Genomic DNA, 22,169 nt, shown 5'->3' with positions numbered 1-22,169 from the left:
TCCAATGCAATATAAACGGATTGTGCGTAAAAAAGTACAATCCGTTATTTATTTAACTATTGTGTTAAATAAATAACGGTCGTATAATGTGAATGTAAAAAAGTAATCCATTATACAAAGGAGCGATTAATTATGAGCAGATTTACATTACCTAGAGACGTATACCATGGAATGGGTTGCCTGGAGGAGCTTAAGAACCTAAAAGGTAAAAAAGCAATTCTTGTAGTTGGCGGAGGTTCTATGAGAAGACAGGGATTTCTTGACAAAGCAGTCGATTATCTGAAAGATGCCGGAATGGAAGTTGAACTTTTTGAAGGTGTAGAACCTGATCCGTCTGTTGAGACAGTTATGAAAGGTGCCGAAGCAATGCGTAAGTTCCAACCAGACTGGATCGTAGCAATGGGTGGTGGATCACCGATTGATGCAGCCAAAGCTATGTGGGCTTTCTATGAGTATCCGGATACCACATTTGAAGCACTTTGTATTCCGTTTAATTTCCCGGAACTGCGTCAGAAAGCAAAATTCTGTGCAATTCCTTCTACATCTGGTACAGCTACAGAGGTTACGGCATTCTCTGTAATTACAAATTATGAGACCGGAGTAAAATATCCGCTGGCTGACTTTAATATTACACCTGATGTGGCAATTGTTGACCCGGAACTGGTTATGGGACTTCCAATCAAACAGGTTGCTTATACCGGAATGGATGCATTGACACATGCGATTGAAGCGTATGTATCTACACTGAATTGTCCATTCACAGATCCGCTTGCATTGCAGGCAATCGAGATGGTTCTTGATTATCTGCCGGCATCCTATAAATGTGACAAGGTAGCGAGAGAACAAATGCATTACGCACAGTGTCTTGCAGGTATGGCATTCTCTAACGCTTTACTTGGCATTGTTCATTCTATGGCGCACAAGACGGGTGCTGCATTCTCTACCGGACATATTCCGCATGGATGTGCCAATGCGATTTATTTGCCATATGTTATAAAATACAACGCCAAGGATCCGATAGCCGCTAAGCGTTATGCCGAGATCGCACGTAGAATGGGACTGGCAGGAATATCTGAAAAAGCATTGATCAACAGTCTGTGTGAGAAGATTGATGAGTTCAATGTAAAACTCAATATTCCAAAGACTTTGAAAGAATTTGGAATCAATGAGGATGAATTTAAAGAAAAGATTGATAAGATTGCAGAGCTTGCAGTCGGTGATGCATGTACAGGATCTAATCCAAGAACTATCGATCCGGAGACAATGAAAAAACTGTTTGAGTGTACATATTATGGTACAGAAGTAGACTTCTAAATTTCAGAAATTCAGGAAAGCAGATTCTGTAAATTCAGGCAATTTCAGGGAATCTGCTTTTCTTTTGTAAACTTTCCTTGAAATTTTCAGATGTATACATTATCATTATTAGTAAAATCAATAGACAGGAGGAAACAAGATGTACAAGATACAGAAAGCCGAGAAGCTGAACGAGAATATCTATCTGATGGTCGTAGAAGCTCCTCGTGTGGCAAGACATTGCGAGCCTGGACAGTTCGTTATTGTAAAAATAGATGAGACAGGAGAACGTATCCCGCTGACAATCTGCGATTATGACAGAGAAGCAGGCACGATTACTATCGTATTCCAGCCGGTTGGCGCATCTACAAGAAAATTTGCTGAATTAAAAGAAGGAGATGCGTTCCGTGATTTTACCGGACCACTTGGCTGTCCTTCTGAATTTGTAAAAGAAGATATTGAGAGCTTGAAAAAGAAGAAGATCCTGTTTGTAGGCGGTGGTGTAGGTGCTGCACCGGTATATCCGCAGGTAAAATGGCTGAAAGAACACGGTATTGATGCTGATGTTATCATCGGTTCCAAGAATAAGGATCTGTTGATCCTGGAGGATGAGATGCGTGCGGTATCCGGTAATTACTATCCATGTACAGATGACGGTTCTTACGGACATGCCGGAATGGTTACCACTATGGTGGAGGAACTGGTAGAGCAGGGTAATCATTACGATGTCTGTATCGCTATCGGACCGATGATCATGATGAAATTTGTATGTCTCCTGACGAAAAAGCTTGCAATCCCGACTGTTGTTAGCATGAACCCGATCATGGTAGACGGTACCGGTATGTGTGGTGCCTGTCGTCTCCTGGTAGGCGATGAAGTGAAATTCGCCTGCGTGGATGGACCGGAATTTGACGGACATCTGGTAGACTTTGATAATGCCATGAAGAGACAGCAGATGTATAAGACGCAGGAAGGTCGTGCTTTACTGAAGCTGCAGGAGGGTGATACTCACCATGGCGGATGCGGTAATTGCGGAGGTGACAACTAATGGCTGATATGTTAAAGAGAATTCCTGTCAGAGAACAGGATGCAAAAGTACGTGCAACTAATTTTGAAGAAGTATGTTATGGATATAATAAAGAAGAGGCAATGGAAGAAGCAACCAGATGTCTGAACTGCAAAAATGCTAGATGTATCCAGGGATGTCCGGTATCAATCAATATTCCCGGATTTATATCCAAAGTAAAAGAGGGCGATATTGAAGGTGCTTATCAGGTGATCGGTGAGTCTTCTGCATTGCCGGCAATCTGTGGTCGTGTATGTCCTCAGGAATCACAGTGCGAATGCAAATGTATCCGCGGCATTAAAGGTGATGCTGTATCTATTGGTAAGCTGGAGCGTTTTGTGGCAGATTATGCACTGGAGCATGATATCAAGCCTAAGAAAGCAGAGAAGACAAATGGTCATAAGGTGGCTGTGATCGGTTCCGGTCCGTCTGGACTCACCTGTGCCGGTGATCTTGCAAAACTTGGATATGAAGTAACTGTATTTGAAGCGCTTCACGAACTGGGTGGAGTACTGGTATATGGTATCCCGGAATTCCGTCTTCCAAAAGAAAAAGTTGTTAAGAAAGAGATTGAAAAGGTTAAAGAGCTTGGTGTTAAATTTGAGACCAATGTAGTGATTGGTAAATCAACTACAATTGATCAGCTGATGGAAGAGGAAAACTTCGAAGCTGTATTTATTGGATCAGGTGCAGGTCTTCCGATGTTTATGGGAATTCCTGGCGAGACAGCGAATGGAGTATTCTCCGCAAATGAGTATCTGACCAGAAGTAATCTGATGAAAGCTTTTGATAATAATTATGACACACCAATTGCAGCTGGTAAGAAAGTAGCTGTAGTCGGCGGTGGTAACGTAGCGATGGATGCAGCCAGGACAGCGCTTCGTCTTGGCGCAAATGTACATATTGTATATCGTCGAAGTGAAGCAGAGCTTCCGGCAAGAGCAGAAGAAGTCCATCATGCAAAAGAAGAAGGCATTATCTTCAATCTGTTGACCAATCCGGTAGAGATCCTTACCGATGATAACGGATGGGTAAAAGGCATGAAAGTAATCAAAATGGAACTTGGTGAACCAGATGCATCTGGCAGAAGACGTCCGGTACCGATCGAAGGATCTGAGTACGAGATTGAACTGGATACAGTTATCATGGCACTTGGTACTTCTCCAAACCCATTGATCGCATCTACAACGGAGGGACTTGAGACCAACCGAAGAAGATGTATTGTAGCTGAAGAAGAAAATGGACAGACATCCAAGGCTGCCGTATTCGCAGGCGGCGATGCTGTGACCGGAGCAGCTACAGTTATCCTTGCTATGGGTGCCGGAAAAGCCGGCGCGAAGGGTATTCATGAATATCTGTCACAGAAATAAAACAAACTAAATACTGAAAGATTACGATGATTTTGAGGAGATTATAGAAATATAGTCTCCTTATTTGTTTCTTGAAATAATATTTTAGATTTTGTCATATATTTGTAGTTTACAACTGTCTTGTCACATGTTGATACATGTGCTATAATTGTCAACAGTGTAGCTGTAAACAGGAGGAAACTGAGATGAATATTACAGACGAGATCAAGAAATTAAAAAAAGAAAAAGATGCAGTCATCCTTGCACATTACTATGTGAGACCGGAAGTGCAGGACATCGCAGACTATATAGGAGATTCTTTTTATCTGAGCCGTGTGGCTACAGAACTTACCGCTAAGACAATCGTATTCTGCGGAGTATCCTTTATGGGAGAGAGTGCAAAGATTCTCAATCCAGAGAAAACGGTGCTTATGCCAGATCTGCAGGCCGATTGTTCGATGGCTCATATGGCAGATATTGATCGTATTAAAAAAGTGCGTGAGACTTACGAAGATGTGGCAGTTGTCTGCTACATCAATTCCACAGCTGAATTAAAGGAGTATTCAGATGTGTGCGTGACATCTGCGAATGCAGTTAAGATTGTAAAGAAACTGCCAAACAAGAATATATACTTTATTCCTGACAGGAATCTGGCTCATTACATAGCAGATCAGGTTCCGGAGAAGCATTTTATCTTCAACGAGGGATTCTGTCCAACCCATGAACGCATGGAAGCAGACGAGGTGCTGAAGGCAAAAGATGAACATCCGGATGCACTGGTGCTTGCGCATCCAGAATGCAGACAGGAGATTTTAGCAATTGCTGATTATATCGGAAGTACATCCGGCATTATTAATTATGCGACGGACAGTGACCGTCAGGAGTTTATTATCTGTACTGAAGAAGGAGTACATTACAAACTGACACAGAACAATCCGGATAAACAATTTTACTATCCGGAGACGGTACCTGTATGTCCGAACATGAAGAAAAACACGTTGGAAAAAGTATTACATGTACTGAAGACAGGCGACAATCAGGTGCATGTAACAGATAGTCTGCGTGAGAATTCCAAGAAACCTCTGGAGCGCATGCTAGAGCTTGGCAAGTAAGGAGATGTATGAAGATGAAATATAATACAGATACAGTCATTGTGGGAACAGGTGTCAGCGGATGTTTTGCGGCACTGAATCTTCCGGAAGATATGAAGATTCTGCTGATCACAAAGTCAGATTTGGAAAGCAGTGATTCTTTCCTGGCACAGGGAGGTATCTGTGTCCTGCGGGATAATCAGGATTATGACAGTTATTTTGAAGATACCATGAGAGCCGGGCATTATGAGAACCGTAAGGAGTCCGTAGATATTATGATCCGGAGTTCACAGGAGATTATTCGAGATCTGATCGGATATGGTGTAGAATTTGCACAGAAGGATGGCAAGCTTCTATTTACAAGAGAAGGAGCACATTCCAGACCACGTATCTTGTTTCATGAAGATATTACTGGTAAAGAAATCACCACAAAGTTATTACATCAGGTGAAGAGACGTAAAAATATTACGATTCTGGAATATACGACCATGAAGGATATTCTGGAAGATGCAGATGGATGTGAAGGAATTGTTGCTGAGACAAAAGACGGAGAAGAACTTATAATCCATGCGGAGCATACCATTTTTGCCAGCGGCGGTATCGGAGGATGTTATGAGCATTCGACAAATTTTCCGCATTTGACAGGAGATGCAATCGAGATTTCTAAAAAACATCATATTAAACTGGAACATCTGGATTATGTACAGATACATCCGACAACACTGTATACGGAAAAACCGGGAAGAAGTTTCCTGATCTCTGAGTCAGTCCGTGGCGAGGGTGCACTCCTGTATGATAAGAATGGTGAGCGTTTTGTGGATGAACTGCTGCCAAGAGATGTAGTTACCAAAGCCATCCAGAAACAGATGGAAAAGGATCATACTTCTCATGTATGGCTTTCTCTGGAGCATATTGACAAAGAGATCATCATGAAACATTTTCCGAATATCTATGAACGTTGTCTGGAAGAAGGATATGATGTAACAAAAGAATGGATTCCTGTAGTCCCTGCGCAGCATTATTTTATGGGCGGCATCTGGGTAGATAAAGACAGTCATACGTCTATGAACCATCTTTTTGCAGTCGGAGAGACCAGCTGTAATGGTGTCCATGGAGCCAACCGGCTTGCCAGTAACTCCCTTCTGGAGAGTCTGGTATTTGCCAAACGTGCTGCAGAAAAGATTAAGTCTGAGAGAAATGAGGAAATAACAGTATGAACGAAATAACAATGCGTTTGCAGGCAGATCATCTGATTCTGGAAGCATTAAAAGAAGATATATCCAGTGAAGATGTGACTACTAATTCAGTTATGAAAGAATATGTAAAGGGTGAAGTGCAGCTGATATGTAAGCAGAATGGTATTATTTCAGGTCTGGAAGTATTTAAACGTGTCTTTGAATTATTGGATGAAAGGACAGGAGTGACCTTCTATTGTAAAGATGGGGATGCTGTTGAAGAAGGACAACTTATGGGAATTGTCACAGGAGATATCCGGGTACTTTTATCCGGAGAACGTGTGGCACTGAACTATCTCCAGAGAATGAGTGGCATTGCAACCTATACACATTCCGTAGCAAAGCTTTTGGAAGGTACAAAGATCAAGCTTCTGGATACCCGCAAGACGACACCGAATATGCGCATATTCGAAAAATATGCAGTGCGTACGGGAGGCGGATATAATCATCGGTACAATCTGTCAGATGGTGTGCTTCTGAAAGATAATCATATTGGAGCTGCCGGAAATGTAACAAAGGCAGTGCAGATGGCAAAGGACTATGCTCCATTTGTACGAAAGATTGAGATTGAGGTAGAGAATCTTGCCATGGTAAAAGAAGCGGTAGAAGCCGGTGCCGATATTATCATGCTTGACAATATGGATACGGATACCATGAAAGAAGCGATCCGAATGATTGGTGGACGTGCAGAGACAGAATGTTCCGGTAATGTGACAAAAGAGAATATCGCAAGACTTACGGAACTTGGCGTAGATTATATTTCCAGCGGAGCACTGACTCACTCTGCACCAATTCTTGATATTTCACTGAAGAATTTGCATGCAGTATAAATTATATTGTCTGTAAAAGGCTGCGTATTATTGCGCAGTCTTTTTTGTCTGCAACGATTTAAAGTGTTTGCTTATCTTCACTTCTGATGCTATGATAATATACTGTATCGCTAAAAATATGAGAATGGAGAATTCGATGAAAATAACACTGATAACTGTAGGGATGATTAAAGAAAAATATCTGAAAGATGCGATTGCAGAATATAGCAAGCGTCTGAGTCGTTACTGCAAACTGGAGATTGTGGAAGTGGCAGATGAAAAGACACCAGATAACGCAAGTGACACCGTAGAAGATGCCATCCGGGACAAAGAAGGCGAACGGATCCTGAAGTATATAAAGGAAGATGCTTATGTGATCACACTGGAAATAGCCGGGAAAATGCTGACTTCTGAGGAGATGGCAGAAAAGATTGAGAAACTTGGCGTGCAGGGAACCAGCCATATTATATTTATCATTGGTGGATCCATTGGTCTTGGCAGGGAAATATTAAAGAGATCGGATTATGCACTGAGCTTTTCAAAGATGACATTTCCACATCAGTTAATGCGCGTCATTCTTCTGGAACAGATTTACCGTAGCTATCGGATCATAAATCACGAACCATATCACAAATAAGATCCATATATAAACAGTCCTTGCAAAACAAAATTTACAAAGGAGCATAAGGAAGTAACATGAGTGAAAATAAAGATTTCCTGGAAAAGGAACCAATAGGAAAATTATTGTTGAAGCTTGCACTGCCAACCCTGGCAGCACAGTTTATTAATATGTTATATAACATCGTAGACCGTATTTATATTGGACATATTCCGGGCATCGGAGCCTCAGCACTGACAGGTGTCGGCGTATGTATGCCTTTGATTCTGATCGTATCAGCATTTGCGGCGCTGGTAGGATACGGTGGAGCACCCAGGGCATCTATCTATATGGGAAAGAAAGAACAGCATACAGCAGAACAGATTCTTGGTAACTGTTTTGCGTTGCAGATCATTGTATCATTGATCCTTACAGCAATTCTCTTGAAATGGAATCGGGGCCTTTTACTTGCGTTTGGCGCAAGCGAGAATACCATCGGATATGCTTCCAGCTATATGAATATTTATGCGATCGGAACGATATTTGTGGAACTGACTCTGGGCATGAATGCATTTATTACCGCACAGGGATTTGCAAAGACAGGTATGTATTCTGTATTAATCGGAGCTGTAAGTAATATCATTCTGGATCCGATCTTTATCTTTGGACTGCATATGGATGTACGGGGAGCAGCACTTGCAACGATCATTTCGCAGGCACTGTCTTGTATCTGGGTGGTTGCATTCTTATGTGGCAGGAAGAGTTTTATCCGTATACGAAAAGAGAACTTGCGTCTGATACCTGGGATTATTTTGCCTTGTCTGGCACTTGGACTCGCAACCTTTATCATGCAGGCGAGTGAAAGCGTTATTTCCATCTGCTTCAATTCTTCGCTGCAACGATATGGCGGGGACATTGCAGTAGGAGCTATGACGATTCTTACAAGTGTTATGCAGTTTGCAATGCTTCCGCTACAGGGATTGTCTCAGGGAGCACAGCCGATCATCAGTTACAATTATGGGGCATCCAATGCTGAAAGAGTCAAAGCTGCCTTCTGGCTGCTTTTAAAAATCAATATGATCTATGCAACAGTACTCTGGGCATTGGTAATGCTGATACCGGGTGTGTTTGCCGGAATTTTCACATCCAATGCTGAATTAATTGAATTCACGATTCCGGCACTTCGCATCTATATGGCGGTTATGTTCCTGTTCGGGATTCAGATATCCTGCCAGATTACGTTTAATTCACTGGGAAAGGCACTGGAATCCATTATTGTTGCAGTTGTGCGTAAGTTCGTTCTTCTGATCCCATTAATCTATATCGTTCCAATGATATGGAACTCTGACCGGACTATGGCAGTCTATATGGCTGAACCAATCGCAGATTTCTTTGCAATTACATTTACGGTACTGTTATTTCGGGTGCGTTTCAGGGATGCACTGAAGAAGATACAGAAACCGACAGGAAAATAAATGCGACTGTCTTGCATTTTCCCGAAAGAGGCAGTATGATGTAAGAAATTGTGAATCGAAGGAGGCTGTATCAGCATGAAGAAGATAACAGAAGATATATATTACGCAGGCGTCAATGACCATCAGGTGGATCTGTTTGAAGGACAGTTTGCAGTACCGAATGGTATGGCATATAATTCTTATGTAATTATGGACGAGAAGATTGCGGTAATGGATACGGTAGATGTGAATTTTGGTGAGGAATGGCTTGCTAACGTAGCAGAAATACTCGGAGACAGAAAGCCGGATTATCTGGTAGTTCAGCATATGGAACCGGATCATTCTGCGAATATCACAAAATTTGTCGAAGCATATCCAGAGGCTAAGGTTGTAGGTAATGCCAAGACATTTCAGATGATTGAGAATTTCTTTGGCTTAAATCTTGCAGACAAACAGGAAGTTGTGACGAATAACGGTACACTCTCACTTGGAAGTCATGAGCTTACATTTGTATTTGCACCAATGGTACACTGGCCAGAAGTTATGGTCACATACGACAGCAAGGATAAGATTCTCTTTTCAGCAGACGCCTTTGGTAAATTTGGTGCGCTGGATGTAGAAGAAGACTGGGCATGTGAAGCAAGAAGATATTACTTCGGAATCGTTGGAAAGTATGGCGCGCAGGTGCAAGCTCTGTTAAAGAAGGCAGTCACTCTTGATATTGAAAAGATCTGTCCACTGCACGGACCGATACTGACAGAAAATCTTGGTTATTATCTGGATCTTTACCAGACGTGGTCATCTTACGGTGTAGAGACAGAAGGCGTTATGATTGCTTATGCATCTGTCTATGGCAATACGAAGAAAGCAGCTGAACTTCTTGGCGAAGAGCTGAAGGCCAATGGATGCCCACGTGTAGTAGTTGCTGATCTTGCAAGAGAAGATATGGCAGAGTGTATCGAAGATGCATTTCGCCATGGTAAGCTGGTACTTGCAACCATTACTTATAATGGTGGAGTTTTTCCATTTATGCAGACATTTATTGATGGGCTGAAAGAGCGTAACTTCCAGAACCGTACAATAGGTATCATTGAGAATGGTTCCTGGGCTCCGGTTGCAGCCAAGAATATTAAGTCTATGATGGAAGGCTGTAAGAATCTTACCTGGACGGAGACAGCCGTAACTATTAAGTCAGGTGTAAAAGAGGAGACAAAAGCACAGATCAAAGCTCTCGCAGATGAGTTGTGGAGCAAATAATACAGCTTCAAAATGATATATTTGAATAGTCGGAGAAAGCCATGCATAGGATATTACAAAACTATGTGTGGCTTTATTTTATGAAAGATAAATTGATTGATCACGTATCCGATGCAGCAGAAATGCCAAAGGATGTAGCGTTAAAAGCTCCTATTTTGACGCTGACCGGGCGGACGGAACTTACGATAGAAAATTACAGGGGGATTCAGGAGTATTCGGAATTACTGATCCGCGTACAGACTGGGAGTGGTGAAGTATGCATAAAGGGTAAAAATCTGTGGATTGAATACTATACAAATCTGGAAATGCTTATACGTGGACGAATTATTGCGGTTGAATTTAAAAACTGAGGAGTGGGTATACGTGATTGAAAAGGTTATAGGTTATTTCAGGGGAAGCCTGCGCATCCGCATCTCCGGCTTTTCACCTGAAAGGTTTTTGAATGCCTGTATGCACCGGAACATCTATATCTGGAATATTCAGCCAGTTCAGGACTTCTACGAAATGAATATCAGTATCTCGGATTTTCGCATGTTAAAACCGATTTTAAAAAAGACAGGAGTTCGTGCTGTGATTATAAAACGGTATGGATTCCCTTTTTTTCTGTTTCAGCACAGGAAAAGAAAAGTGCTCTTTGGTGGAGCGGTATGCGCGGCAGGATTTATTTATCTTATGTCCCTTTTTATCTGGGAGATTGATATTACCGGTAATCGAAGATACACGGATGAAGCCCTGGAAGAATTCCTCGCAGATTACAAGATACGACCAGGTATTCTGATATCCAGTGTAGATTGCACTGATATTGCCACATTACTGAGAAAGTCCCATGACAGAATCATCTGGGTATCGGTCTCGGTAGACGGCAGCACATTAAATGTGCGGGTAAGAGAAAATGAAGATTCCGGAGATGAAGGCACTGATTATGCAGTTATGCAGCAGGATGGAAATGATCTGGTTGCAGAACGAAGTGGTATTATAGAAAGTATGATTGTACGAAAAGGAATTCCGCTGGTAAAAAAGGGGGATACCGTTGAAAAGGGACAGATCCTTGTAAGCGGCGCAGTACCTGTGGTTGGTGACGACGGAGAGACGATAGGCTATCAGTATCAAAAGGCAGATGCAGATATCAGAGCACGGACAATTCTGGAATACGAAGACACGGAAAACGTTCAGTATCCAGAAAAGGTATATTATGATTTTCAGCAAGCAGAACCATATCTCCAGATTGGAAATCTGTATCTTAACAGCGGAAAATCGGATAAAATATCAGATCAGGCGGAAATCTACACCCTGGAAAAGAACTTTTCTCTTGGAGAACATTTTTCGATTCCTGTACGGATTGGGAGTCGGATTGGCCGGTATTACTATATAGAGCAAAAAAAACATACCGGGAAAGGACTACAAAAGATACTTAGCATGAACTATCAGCATTTTACAGAGACTCTGGGGAAAAAAAGGGTAGAAATTATCTCGAATGATGTTAAAATATACACAGGGCGCGTTTGCGCCAGGGCTTTCGGACAGCTTACGGTTATTACTGATATAGCAGTTCCTCAGCCGATCAGTATTATGGAGGATAACACAGATGGGGATGATTGAAACAACAGTAGATATTCCTGCTGAGCATCAGGCAAATGTATTCGGACAATTTGATGCATTTGCAAAGAAAATAGAACGAACATTGCACGTGACTCTGATTGCCAGAGATGACACTGTGAAGATTCTGGGTGAAGAGACTGTGGCACTGCAGGCGAAAAGTGTACTGGAACAGCTTACGGCGCTTGCAAGACGTGGCAATCAGATTCAGGAACAGAACGTGAATTACACACTGGCACTTTCTATGGAACAGAGCGAAGGTAAAGTACTTGAGATTGATGATGACATTATCTGTCATACATTGCAGGGGAAACCTATCAAGCCTAAGACATTGGGACAGAAGAAATATGTAGATGCGATCCGGAAACAGATGATCGTATTTGGGCTTGGACCTGCCGGAACAGGTAAAACATATCTTGCAATGGCGATGGCCATTACTGCATTTAAGAATAATGAAGTAGGGAGGATCATTCTGACAAGACCAGCGATTGAAGCGGGAGAGAAGCTTGGTTTCCTGCCGGGTGATCTGCAGAGTAAGATTGATCCGTATCTGCGCCCATTGTATGATGCACTGTATCAGATCATGGGAGCGGAAAGTTTTCTTAAGAATTCAGAAAAAGGTCTGATCGAGGTGGCGCCTCTTGCATACATGCGAGGCCGTACACTTGACAATGCCTTTATTATCCTGGATGAAGCACAGAATACTACACCTGCGCAGATGAAGATGTTTCTGACGCGTATTGGATTTGGCTCTAAGGTAGTTATTACCGGAGATTCGACGCAGAAGGATCTTCCGGCAGGTCAGACTTCCGGATTAGATGTGGCCATTAATGTTGTCAAAAAGATTGAAGAGATCTCGGTATGCAAGCTTACCAGCAAGGATGTAGTTAGACATCCACTGGTACAGCAGATTGTAAAGGCATACGAAGATTATGAGTCAAAGAAGTCGCGTGGCAGAGAACACGGTAAGAGGAGAAATTAATATGACATTAAACTATGAAGAAGAAGGCGAGGTAAAGCTTCCGGTCGACTGTGAGGGCCTTGCAAAAGAAGTGATTGAAGCAGCACTTGATTATGCGGAATGTCCTTATGAGGCAGAGGTGAATCTGTTGTTGACTACGGATGAAGAGATTCATCAGATGAACAAAGAACACAGAGGTATTGATCGTCCGACAGATGTACTTTCTTTTCCGATGGTTGAATACGAAGAAGCAGGACAATTTGATTTTCTGGAAGATCAGTATGACTGTTTTCATCCGGAGACCGGAGAACTGCTGCTTGGGGATATTGTGATCTCTAAAGACAGAGTAATCGCTCAGGCAGAAGAGTACGGACATGAAATAAAACGAGAATATGCTTTCCTAATTGCTCATTCTATGTTACACTTATTCGGTTATGACCATATGGAAGAGGAAGAACGTAAGACGATGGAACGTATGCAGAATGAGATTCTAAATGCACTGAATATCGTTCGTTAGAGGAAAAGATTATGTCAAAGAAAAAAGAAAACAGCTTTCTGATGCAGGGCGCTATCCTCGCTGCCACTGCATTAATTACAAAAATTATCGGACTTGCTTATCGTATTCCGGTGACTAATATTATGGGAGCCGAAGGAAATGGATACTACGGAATGGTATTTCAAGTATACAATCTGGCACTGATGTTAACTTCTTACAGTCTGCCGACTGCCGTATCCAAATTGGTATCTGCAAGAGTGGCTACCGGACAGTACCGCAATGCATACCGCGTTTTTCGTGGAGCAATGACATTTGCGATCATAGCAGGTGGTATTGTTACTGCAATCGTATTCTTTGGAGCAGGATTCATTGCGACAGATATTATGAAGATGGATCTGTCCGTCTATGCACTCCGTGTACTGGCACCATGTATTCTGGTTGTTGCATTTCTTGGTGTATTCCGTGGGTTCTTCCAGGGCTTCGGAACCATGATCCCTACGGCGGTATCACAGACTGTAGAGCAGATCATCAATGCGATCGTAAGTATTGTTGGCGCATACATGTTATTAAAGGTTGGACAGAATTCCGTATCAGGAGCAGACAAGAAATCTTATGGAGCAGCTTACGCAGCAGCAGGTGCAACATTGGGAACGGTTGCCGGTGCACTGGCTGCCCTGGTATTTTTGATTCTTTTATTCTGTGTCTTTAGAAAAGGCTTCAAAAAGCAAATGAAACATGATACAGAACATCGTACCGAGAGTGGTAAACATATTGCGAAGGTACTGCTTTTTACGATTGCACCGGTTATTTTAAGCGCTACCGTATACAATATCAGTAACCTGTTAGATCAGGCGGTATTTACAAATGCTATGGCAGCGCAGGGAATGCCGAAAAAAGAATACACTGAACTTCTTGGTATGTTCAGCGGACAGTATGATACGATCACCAATATTCCGCTGAGTGTTGCAAGTGCATTGGCGGCATCCTTTATGCCAAGTCTTGTGGCTACGATTCAGACAGGAAGCCGTAAAGAAATACATAATAAGATTGATCTGGTCAGCCGATTTAATATGATCATTGCGATTCCATGCGCAGCAGCATTTATTACACTTGGCAAACCGATCCTGGATCTGTTGTATTTTACGCAGGATAATACAATTCCGGCAATGCTGCTTAAGATTGGTGGAATTTCGGTTGTATTTTTCTGCCTGTCTACTGTGACCAATGCAGCACTTCAGGGTATGGATCATATGTCACAGCCTGTTAAGAATGCAGCAATTTCGCTGGTAATCCATCTGGTTGCACTGTACATTATGCTGGTAGCATTTCATTGGAATATTTATTCTATTGTCGCAAGTAAGATTATTTTTGCAGCTGCGATCTGTGTTTTGAATGACAGAGATCTCAGGAAATGCAGCGGCTATGTACAGGAATACCGTAAGACATTTATTATCCCTGGTATATCGGCAATTATTATGAGTATTGTGGCACTTGGTGTTCATCTGGTGTTTGAGTTATTTGTAGGACCTCATATTGCGACTGTGATTGCGGTACTTGTGGCAATTGCGGTATACTTTGTGGCATTGATTTTATTGAAGGGTGTTACAGAAGCGGAAATTAAGACATTACCGATGGGTACAAAGATTGTTGGTCTTTTCAAAAAGCTGCATTTGCTTCGATAGGATATTGCATTAGATAATCGAAAGGTGATTGTATAAATACAGAGCGGATAACCGATACTATACTAAAAAAGGAGATTTCCTATGAATAGTAAAAAGTATAGTATCTGGTTTCTGACTGTATCACTGGTCATCATTGTTCTGCTTGCCGGAGCATATCAGTTAAGTTATTATGCTGCGGTAGACCGTCAAAAAGAGGAGATAGAATCTGAGCTGAAGAAGAATCCTGTTCAGACGACGGAGGGCAGCGCTGAGAAAAATGCTGGCTATTACTTAATGCAGAGGGAAGGGTTTGTGATTGTCTGTCTGCAGGATAAAAAAACAGTATATGAATATACAAGTATTGAAGTAACCGAACTTCCGGTTACACTTCAAAATGAAATTAAGAATGGTAAATACGTGGAAAGTCTGCAGGAATTATATGGCTTTCTGGAAAATTACAGTAGTTAGATAAAATAAGATAACTTAAAACAGTTAATCTGGAAAGGATTGTTACAATGGATAAATCTAGAATTGATCGAATCAATGAGTTATACCGTAAGTCAAAAGCAGAAGGTCTGTCAGAAGTTGAGAAGATGGAACAGCAGATTCTTCGAAAAGAATATATCGATGCGATAAAACGCAACCTTAGCTCGCAGTTGGATAATATTTCGATCCAGGAAAAGGATGGTAGTATTACCGATCTTGGTAAAAAACACGGACATAAGAAAGGAAATTAAGGATGAACAATCTGCCCAAAGATCCGATGCTGCTGTTAAGTGTTGTGAACACTAAGCTTCGGGATTTTTACGACTCACTGGATGCTTTCTGTGAGGATCTTGGAGTCAATAAGGAAGAATTAATCGAAACACTGAAAGGAATAGATTATGAATACGATGAAACCAGACATCAGTTTGTCTGAGCAGATTCCGGTAACAGAACCGGAGCGTCAGTACTATTACATAGAAAAAGCGAAAGAATACGTAAAGAACCTGGAAGCACAGATCGGTCATCAGCCGACGTTCTGTGTGGTAACCTTTGGGTGTCAGATGAATGCCAGAGATTCAGAAAAACTGGTAGGTATCCTTCGTAAGATCGGATATGCGGAAGAGGAAAAAGAAGAGAATGCGGATTTTGTAATCTACAATACCTGTACTGTCCGCGAAAATGCAAATATGAGAGTCTATGGGCGTCTGGGACAGTTAAACCGTGTCAAGAAAAAACGTCCACATATGATGATCGGTCTCTGCGGCTGTATGATGCAGGAACCGGAAGTTGTAGAGAAGTTAAAAAAGAGTTATCGGTTTGTGGATTTGATTTTTGGAACCCATAATATCTATAAATTTGCAGAGTTAATTACCACTCGTTTCGAGTCAGACCGTATGGTCATTGATATCTGGAAAGATACCGATAAGATTGTAGAAGATCTGCCAAGTGAACGAAAGTTCCATTTCAAATCCGGTGTTAATATTATGTTCGGCTGCAATAATTTCTGTAGCTACTGTATTGTGCCGTACGTAAGAGGGCGAGAGCGGAGCCGTGATCCGAAAGCAATTGTGCGTGAGATTGAACGTCTTGTGGCAGATGGTGTAGTGGAAATCATGCTGCTTGGTCAGAATGTCAATTCCTATGGCAAGAATCTGGACGAGCCAATGTCATTTGCCGAACTTCTGCAGGAAATTGAAAAAATTGAAGGACTGGAGCGCATTCGTTTCATGACTTCTCATCCTAAGGATCTATCTGATGAACTGATCGAAGTTATGAAGAATTCCAAGAAAATCTGTAAGCATCTTCATTTACCGGTGCAGTCCGGAAGCACAGAGATTCTGAAGAAAATGAACCGTCGTTATACAAAGGAGCAGTATCTTGACCTGGTAGAACGGATTAAAACTGCGATTCCGGATATCTCACTTACTACGGACATTATAGTAGGATTCCCGGGAGAGACAGAAGAAGATTTTGAGGATACCATGGATATTGTGAAAAAGGTACGATACGACAGTGCATTTACATTTATTTATTCCAAACGTACCGGAACACCGGCTGCTGTTATGGAGAATCAGGTTCCGGATGATGTGGTTCACGAACGTTTTGATCGACTCCTTGCGGAAGTACAGAAGATCTCAGCAGAAGTATGCTCCGTACACGAAGGTAAGACGGTATCTGTTCTGGTAGAATCTGTGAATGATCACGACGACACACTGGTTACCGGAAGAATGAGTAATAATCTGCTGGTTCATTTCCCAGGAGAAGCTGATTTAATCGGTAAGATTGTAGAAGTGCATCTGGATGAATGTAAGGGATTCTATTACCTTGGTACACGAGCTTAAATTAAATTTATACTATTTAAAGCAGCTTGTAGATGCTGCAAATGGTGGAATCTGCCACCTGTAATTATAAATATTTTGAACTTAAAACGCTCACACTATGTGGTAAGAAACATAGTGAGGGCGTTTTTATGATGCGGAAAATCAGTAAATATTTATTTTTCTGGGCACTTGGCGGTGCTCTGTATTATACATTTGAAATACTGTTCCGTGGATTTTCCCACTGGTCTATGTATGTGCTTGGTGGTATCTGTTTTGTGTTTTTTTATATTCAGGGAGAGAGCATGGGATGGCAGGAACCTGTCTGGAAACAGACGCTTCGCTGTACCGTATTTGTAACGGCAGGGGAATTCATTACAGGAATCATCGTAAATAAGTGGCTGCATTACAGTGTCTGGGATTACAGCCAGATGCCGTTACAGGTATTTGGACAGATCTGTGTACCTTTTATGATTATTTTTTCAGGTCTAAGTGTACTTGGAATTTTTCTCAGTGGCTATCTTGCATTTTATCTTTACAAAGAAGTTAAGCCGTCGTATCATATTCTATAACTTAATGAACACAAATTGAATTTTTGTATACAATTATACAAAAATGTATTGACTTGTAAAAATCCAACTGCTAATATATAGAAAACGAACGATAGCTGGAGGTATACAAAATGTTAAAAGGATTTAAGAATGCTGCAGAGCTTGATTTTACTATTGATGAGAACAAAGTAAAAATGGAAGAAGCTTTTCAGCTTGTTGAAAAGGAAAAAGGATCTGTATTTCCACTGATTATTAACGGAGAGAGAATCGAGACAGAGAAAAAGATTACCTCTCTTTCACCTGCTACAAAGGAAGTGCTCGGATATGCATGTTCTTGCAGCCAGGAACTTGCTGAAAAGGCGATTCAGGGAGCGAATGAAGCATTTAAGAAATGGAGCGTTACTCCGTTAGAAGAGCGTGCACGTGCACTTAGAAAGCTTGCTAGATTAGTAGAAGAGAATCGTTATTATATCGATGCATGGAATGTAGAAGAAAGTGGAAAGAACTGGGGCGAAGCAGATGGAGAGCTGTGCGAGCTTCTGGATTTCATCAATTCATACGTGATGCATATGAACAATCTGGAAAAAGGACTGGAGCTTGTGCCTACAGATGAATATACCAAATGTATCTATATTCCAATCGGTGTAGGCGTGGCTGTTCCACCGTGGAACTTCCCGTTATCACTGATCGGTGGTATGGTTGCAGCAGCAGTTGTAACGGGTAACAGCATTGTATGTAAGCCATCATCAGATTCACCGATCGTTGCCTACAAATTCGTGGAGCTGTGCGAGAAGGCAGGAATCCCGGCAGGTGTTGTAAACTATATTCCAGGATCAGGATCAGATATCGGAGATTTCATTGTGGAGCATCCACTTACAAGATTCATTAACTTCACAGGATCTAAAGAGATCGGATGCCGTATTAATGAGCATGCCGCTAAGATTTCTAAGGGTCAGAAATGGATCAAACGTGTCGTTGCAGAAATGGGTGGAAAGAATGCAATTATCGTAGATTCCAGTGCTAACATTAAGAAAGCAGCTCAGGGAATTGCAAGTTCTGCATTTACATTCCAGGGACAGAAATGCTCTGCATGCTCAAGAGCTATCGTTATGAGCGACGTATATGATGAACTGGTAGACGCAGTTGTAGAAGAAGCTAAGAAGTTAAAAGCTGATCAGGGTGCAGGACGTGATAATGCAGCCATCGGACCGGTTATCAACCAGAATGCATACAATAACATTACTTCTTACATCGAAGTGGGACGTAAAGAAGGAACTATCGTATATGGTGGTACATACAGTGATGAGAAGGGTTACTTTGTGGATCCGACAGTCATCCGTGATATCAAGAGAGATGCAAGAATTGCAAATGAAGAAATCTTTGGACCTGTACTTGCAGTGATCAAAGTAGATTCTTTTGATGAGGCACTTGATATTGCTAATCAGACAGAATATGGTCTGACAGGTTCTGTATACAGTGAGACAAGAGAGAATATCATGAAAGCTAAAGTTCAGTTTAACGTTGGTAATCTGTACTTTAACCGTAAATCTACTGCAGCAGTTGTACTTCAGCATCCATTTGGCGGATTCAATATGTCCGGTACAGACGCCAAGACAGGAACAAGTGATTACCTTACAAACTTCTTGAATCTGAAGTCTATTACAGAAGATTTGACAGATTAATAGTGAGAATTATCGCAAAAGAGGCTATTGAAAAATAGTCTCTTTTTTCTTTTATGAATCCACAAAAGATGCTATACTAGACTATGTATGTCAAAAGATAAGTGAAAGAGGAGAATAGATGTGGCACAATTAACACCAATGATGCAGAAATATATGGAGACCAAAAAGGAGTATCCGGATTGTATTTTGTTTTACCGTCTGGGTGATTTCTATGAGATGTTTTTTGATGATGCGATTACCGCATCAAAGGAACTGGAGATCACATTAACCGGTAAAAGCTGTGGTCTGGAAGAACGTGCACCGATGTGCGGTGTCCCATACCATGCAGTAGACGGATATCTGAACCGGCTGGTTTCCAGAGGCCATAAAGTGGCAATCTGTGAGCAGGTAGAAGATCCTGCCACAGCCAAGGGACTGGTAAAGCGAGAGGTTGTCCGGGTGGTGACACCGGGAACTATTTTGAGCACCCAGAATCTGGATGAGAGTAAGAATAATTATATCATGTGCATCGTATATATCGAGGATCGATATGGGCTTTCTGTAGCAGATGTGACAACCGGAGAATATCTGGTATCGGAAGTGGAGAACAGTGAAAAGCTTTTTGATGAGATCTACAAGTTCTCTCCGGCAGAGATCATCTGTAATGAAGCATTCTATATGAGCGGTGCAAGCCTGAATGATTTGAAAGATCGTCTTGGAATTGCTATTTCAGCATTGGATGCAGCATATTTTGACGATGCACTGTGTGCACGCACGTTGAAGGAACATTTTCACGTAAGCTCTCTGGAAGCGATTGGTCTGGACGATTATAATTGCGGAATGATCGGCGCAGGTGCACTTCTGGAATATCTTTATGAGACGCAGAAGACATCCCTGAACCATATCAGCAGACTGACACGCTACGCCGTAGGCAAATATATGATCCTGGATAATTCGACCAGAAGAAATCTGGAACTCTGTGAAACATTGCGTGAAAAACAGAAGCGCGGTTCGTTGCTGTGGGTGTTGGATAAGACCAAGACGGCTATGGGTGCCAGACTTCTGCGCAAATATATCGAACAGCCGTTAATTGACCGTACCATGATTGAGGAGCGGTTAGAAGCAGTGAAAGAGCTGAAGAATAATGCAATATCCAGAGAGGAATTGCGGGAATACCTTTCTCCAATCTATGACCTGGAGCGTCTGGTCGGACGAATCTCGTATCAGTCGGCCAATCCAAGAGATCTGACGGCATTGAAGAATTCCATGGATATGCTTCCACCAATCAAATATCTGTTAGAAGATATGAAGAGTCCGCTGCTTGCCAGACTCTGTGAAGAACTGGATACACTGGAAGAACTCTGTAAACTGGTTGGAGATGCAATCTGTGATGAGCCGCCTCTCGCTATGAAAGAGGGAGGCATTATCCGAGAAGGATTTAATTCGGACGTTGATACTCTGCGCAATGCCAAAACAGAAGGTAAGGACTGGCTGACACAGCTTGAGGCAGATGAACGTGAAAAGACAGGAATTAAGAATCTCCGTGTTCGATACAACAAAGTATTTGGATACTATCTGGAAGTGACTAATTCCTACAAGGAGCTGGTACCGGATTACTATACACGTAAACAGACACTTGCCAATGCAGAACGTTATATTACACCGGAATTAAAAGAACTGGAAGACACGATCCTGGGAGCGGAAGACAAACTCTATGCGCTTGAATATGAATTATATTGTCAGGTACGTGACAGCATTGCAAAAGAGATTGTAAGAATCCAGAAGACGGCTGCTGTCGTTGCACAGATTGATGTTCTCACATCTCTGGCTCTTGTGGCAGAGCGTAATAACTATGTGTGTCCGAAGATCAATGAACGTGGTACGATTGATATTAAGGACGGTAGACATCCTGTAGTGGAGAAAATGATTCCGAATGACATGTTCATATGCAATGATACGTGTCTGGATGACCGAAAGAATCGTGTATCGATCATCACGGGTCCGAATATGGCAGGTAAATCGACCTATATGCGGCAGACAGCGCTGATTGTGTTGATGGCGCAGATCGGTTCATTTGTACCGGCTTCCAGTGCGAATATTTCTATTGTAGACCGTATCTTTACCAGAGTCGGAGCGTCCGATGACCTGGCAAGCGGTCAGAGCACCTTCATGGTGGAAATGACAGAAGTTGCCAATATTCTAAGAAATGCAACACGCAAGAGTCTGCTGATCCTGGACGAGATTGGCCGCGGTACCAGTACATTTGACGGACTATCTATTGCATGGGCTGTGGTAGAACATGTAAGCAACACCAAATTACTTGGCGCAAAGACGCTGTTTGCAACCCATTACCATGAACTGACTGAGCTGGAAGGTAAGATTGATAATGTAAATAATTACTGCATTGCCGTAAAAGAGAAAGGAGACGATATCGTATTCCTTCGCAAAATCGTAAAAGGTGGTGCAGATAAGAGTTATGGTATTCAGGTGGCCAAGCTTGCAGGAGTGCCGGAATCCGTAACAAACCGGGCAAAGGAGATTGTAGAAGAGTTGTCCCACGCAGATATTACTTCCAGAATCAAAGATATTGCAGTGGCTGGTCAGGAGACGAAACAGAAGACAAAGCGTCTGGATGAAGTGGATCTGGCGCAGATGTCATTATTTGACACTGTAAAAGATGATGATGTGCTGAAAGAGCTGAAGGAACTGGATATCAGCAATCTGACACCGATTGATGCTATGAATACACTTTATCAGTTACAGAACAAACTCAAAAACAGGTGGTAAA

The 22,169-nt window shown here is 42.0% G+C and carries 21 protein-coding genes; all 21 read left to right on the top strand.

Annotated features, from left to right (window positions below; all coding sequences use genetic code 11):
• Positions 1–132 precede the first annotated feature (132 nt).
• The 21 genes from OCV65_RS01830 (at position 133) to mutS (ending at position 22,168) form a co-directional block, all read left to right on the top strand.
• Positions 133–1,314, top strand: a complete 1,182-nt coding sequence (locus OCV65_RS01830; RefSeq protein WP_118383907.1) for an iron-containing alcohol dehydrogenase — start codon at positions 133–135, stop codon at positions 1,312–1,314.
• 139 nt (positions 1,315–1,453) lie between these two features.
• Positions 1,454–2,341 carry a sulfide/dihydroorotate dehydrogenase-like FAD/NAD-binding protein gene (locus OCV65_RS01825; protein WP_262580730.1) on the top strand — a complete coding sequence of 296 codons (888 nt, stop codon included), beginning with the start codon at positions 1,454–1,456 and terminating at the stop codon, positions 2,339–2,341.
• Positions 2,341–3,729: an NADPH-dependent glutamate synthase gene (gene gltA / locus OCV65_RS01820; protein WP_262580729.1), complete on the top strand. Its 1,389-nt coding sequence runs from the start codon at positions 2,341–2,343 to the stop codon at positions 3,727–3,729. The genes OCV65_RS01825 and gltA overlap by 1 nt, the downstream gene beginning before the upstream one ends.
• A gap of 185 nt (positions 3,730–3,914) precedes the next feature.
• Positions 3,915–4,820 (top strand): quinolinate synthase NadA, encoded by a 906-nt coding sequence (gene nadA / locus OCV65_RS01815; RefSeq protein WP_262580728.1) that lies wholly within the window; start codon positions 3,915–3,917, stop codon positions 4,818–4,820.
• Positions 4,821–4,834: 14 nt separating this feature from the next.
• Entirely contained in the window at positions 4,835–6,016 is a 1,182-nt protein-coding gene (locus OCV65_RS01810) for an L-aspartate oxidase (RefSeq protein ID WP_262580727.1), read from the top strand.
• On the top strand, positions 6,013–6,864 hold the full coding sequence (gene nadC / locus OCV65_RS01805; protein WP_262580726.1) for a carboxylating nicotinate-nucleotide diphosphorylase: 852 nt from the start codon (positions 6,013–6,015) through the stop codon (positions 6,862–6,864). Before OCV65_RS01810 ends, nadC begins: the two co-directional genes overlap by 4 nt.
• Before the next feature lie 136 nt (positions 6,865–7,000).
• A complete protein-coding gene (gene rlmH / locus OCV65_RS01800) occupies positions 7,001–7,480 on the top strand; it encodes a 23S rRNA (pseudouridine(1915)-N(3))-methyltransferase RlmH (protein ID WP_262580725.1) in 480 nt (159 codons plus the stop codon).
• Positions 7,481–7,539: 59 nt separating this feature from the next.
• Entirely contained in the window at positions 7,540–8,916 is a 1,377-nt protein-coding gene (locus OCV65_RS01795; protein WP_262580724.1) for an MATE family efflux transporter, read from the top strand.
• A gap of 75 nt (positions 8,917–8,991) precedes the next feature.
• The gene (locus OCV65_RS01790) at positions 8,992–10,152 is read left to right on the top strand and encodes an FprA family A-type flavoprotein (RefSeq protein WP_262580722.1); all 1,161 of its coding nucleotides are present in this window, start codon (positions 8,992–8,994) and stop codon (positions 10,150–10,152) included.
• An 80-nt stretch (positions 10,153–10,232) separates the two neighbouring features.
• Positions 10,233–10,502, top strand: coding sequence for a YabP/YqfC family sporulation protein (locus tag OCV65_RS01785; RefSeq protein WP_262580720.1), 270 nt, complete (start codon positions 10,233–10,235; stop codon positions 10,500–10,502).
• On the top strand, positions 10,468–11,751 hold the full coding sequence (locus OCV65_RS01780; protein WP_317258744.1) for a sporulation protein YqfD: 1,284 nt from the start codon (positions 10,468–10,470) through the stop codon (positions 11,749–11,751). The genes OCV65_RS01785 and OCV65_RS01780 overlap by 35 nt, the downstream gene beginning before the upstream one ends.
• On the top strand, positions 11,738–12,730 hold the full coding sequence (locus OCV65_RS01775; protein ID WP_118383898.1) for a PhoH family protein: 993 nt from the start codon (positions 11,738–11,740) through the stop codon (positions 12,728–12,730). The genes OCV65_RS01780 and OCV65_RS01775 overlap by 14 nt, the downstream gene beginning before the upstream one ends.
• A gap of 1 nt (position 12,731) precedes the next feature.
• A complete protein-coding gene (gene ybeY, locus OCV65_RS01770; protein ID WP_118383897.1) occupies positions 12,732–13,226 on the top strand; it encodes an rRNA maturation RNase YbeY in 495 nt (164 codons plus the stop codon).
• Between the two features lie 11 nt (positions 13,227–13,237).
• Positions 13,238–14,887, top strand: a complete 1,650-nt coding sequence (locus OCV65_RS01765; RefSeq protein ID WP_262580717.1) for a putative polysaccharide biosynthesis protein — start codon at positions 13,238–13,240, stop codon at positions 14,885–14,887.
• Positions 14,888–14,968: 81 nt separating this feature from the next.
• Positions 14,969–15,334, top strand: a complete 366-nt coding sequence (locus OCV65_RS01760) for a hypothetical protein (protein WP_262580716.1) — start codon at positions 14,969–14,971, stop codon at positions 15,332–15,334.
• Between the two features lie 47 nt (positions 15,335–15,381).
• A complete protein-coding gene (locus OCV65_RS01755; protein WP_118383895.1) occupies positions 15,382–15,603 on the top strand; it encodes a DUF896 domain-containing protein in 222 nt (73 codons plus the stop codon).
• A 2-nt stretch (positions 15,604–15,605) separates the two neighbouring features.
• Positions 15,606–15,785: a DUF4250 domain-containing protein gene (locus OCV65_RS01750; protein WP_118383894.1), complete on the top strand. Its 180-nt coding sequence runs from the start codon at positions 15,606–15,608 to the stop codon at positions 15,783–15,785.
• Entirely contained in the window at positions 15,751–17,193 is a 1,443-nt protein-coding gene (gene miaB, locus OCV65_RS01745) for a tRNA (N6-isopentenyl adenosine(37)-C2)-methylthiotransferase MiaB (RefSeq protein WP_262580714.1), read from the top strand. The genes OCV65_RS01750 and miaB overlap by 35 nt, the downstream gene beginning before the upstream one ends.
• A gap of 131 nt (positions 17,194–17,324) precedes the next feature.
• Positions 17,325–17,741: a putative ABC transporter permease gene (locus OCV65_RS01740; RefSeq protein WP_118452073.1), complete on the top strand. Its 417-nt coding sequence runs from the start codon at positions 17,325–17,327 to the stop codon at positions 17,739–17,741.
• A gap of 110 nt (positions 17,742–17,851) precedes the next feature.
• The gene (locus OCV65_RS01735; protein WP_118451936.1) at positions 17,852–19,402 is read left to right on the top strand and encodes an L-glutamate gamma-semialdehyde dehydrogenase; all 1,551 of its coding nucleotides are present in this window, start codon (positions 17,852–17,854) and stop codon (positions 19,400–19,402) included.
• A 138-nt stretch (positions 19,403–19,540) separates the two neighbouring features.
• Positions 19,541–22,168 carry a DNA mismatch repair protein MutS gene (mutS, locus tag OCV65_RS01730; protein WP_262580780.1) on the top strand — a complete coding sequence of 876 codons (2,628 nt, stop codon included), beginning with the start codon at positions 19,541–19,543 and terminating at the stop codon, positions 22,166–22,168.
• Position 22,169 lies beyond the last annotated feature (1 nt).

This window comes from Dorea ammoniilytica (assembly GCF_025567415.1).
Lineage (GTDB): Bacteria > Bacillota > Clostridia > Lachnospirales > Lachnospiraceae > Claveliimonas > Claveliimonas ammoniilytica.
The sequence above is the reverse complement of the archived record's forward strand: the minus strand, read 5'-3'. Positions and strand labels throughout refer to the sequence as shown.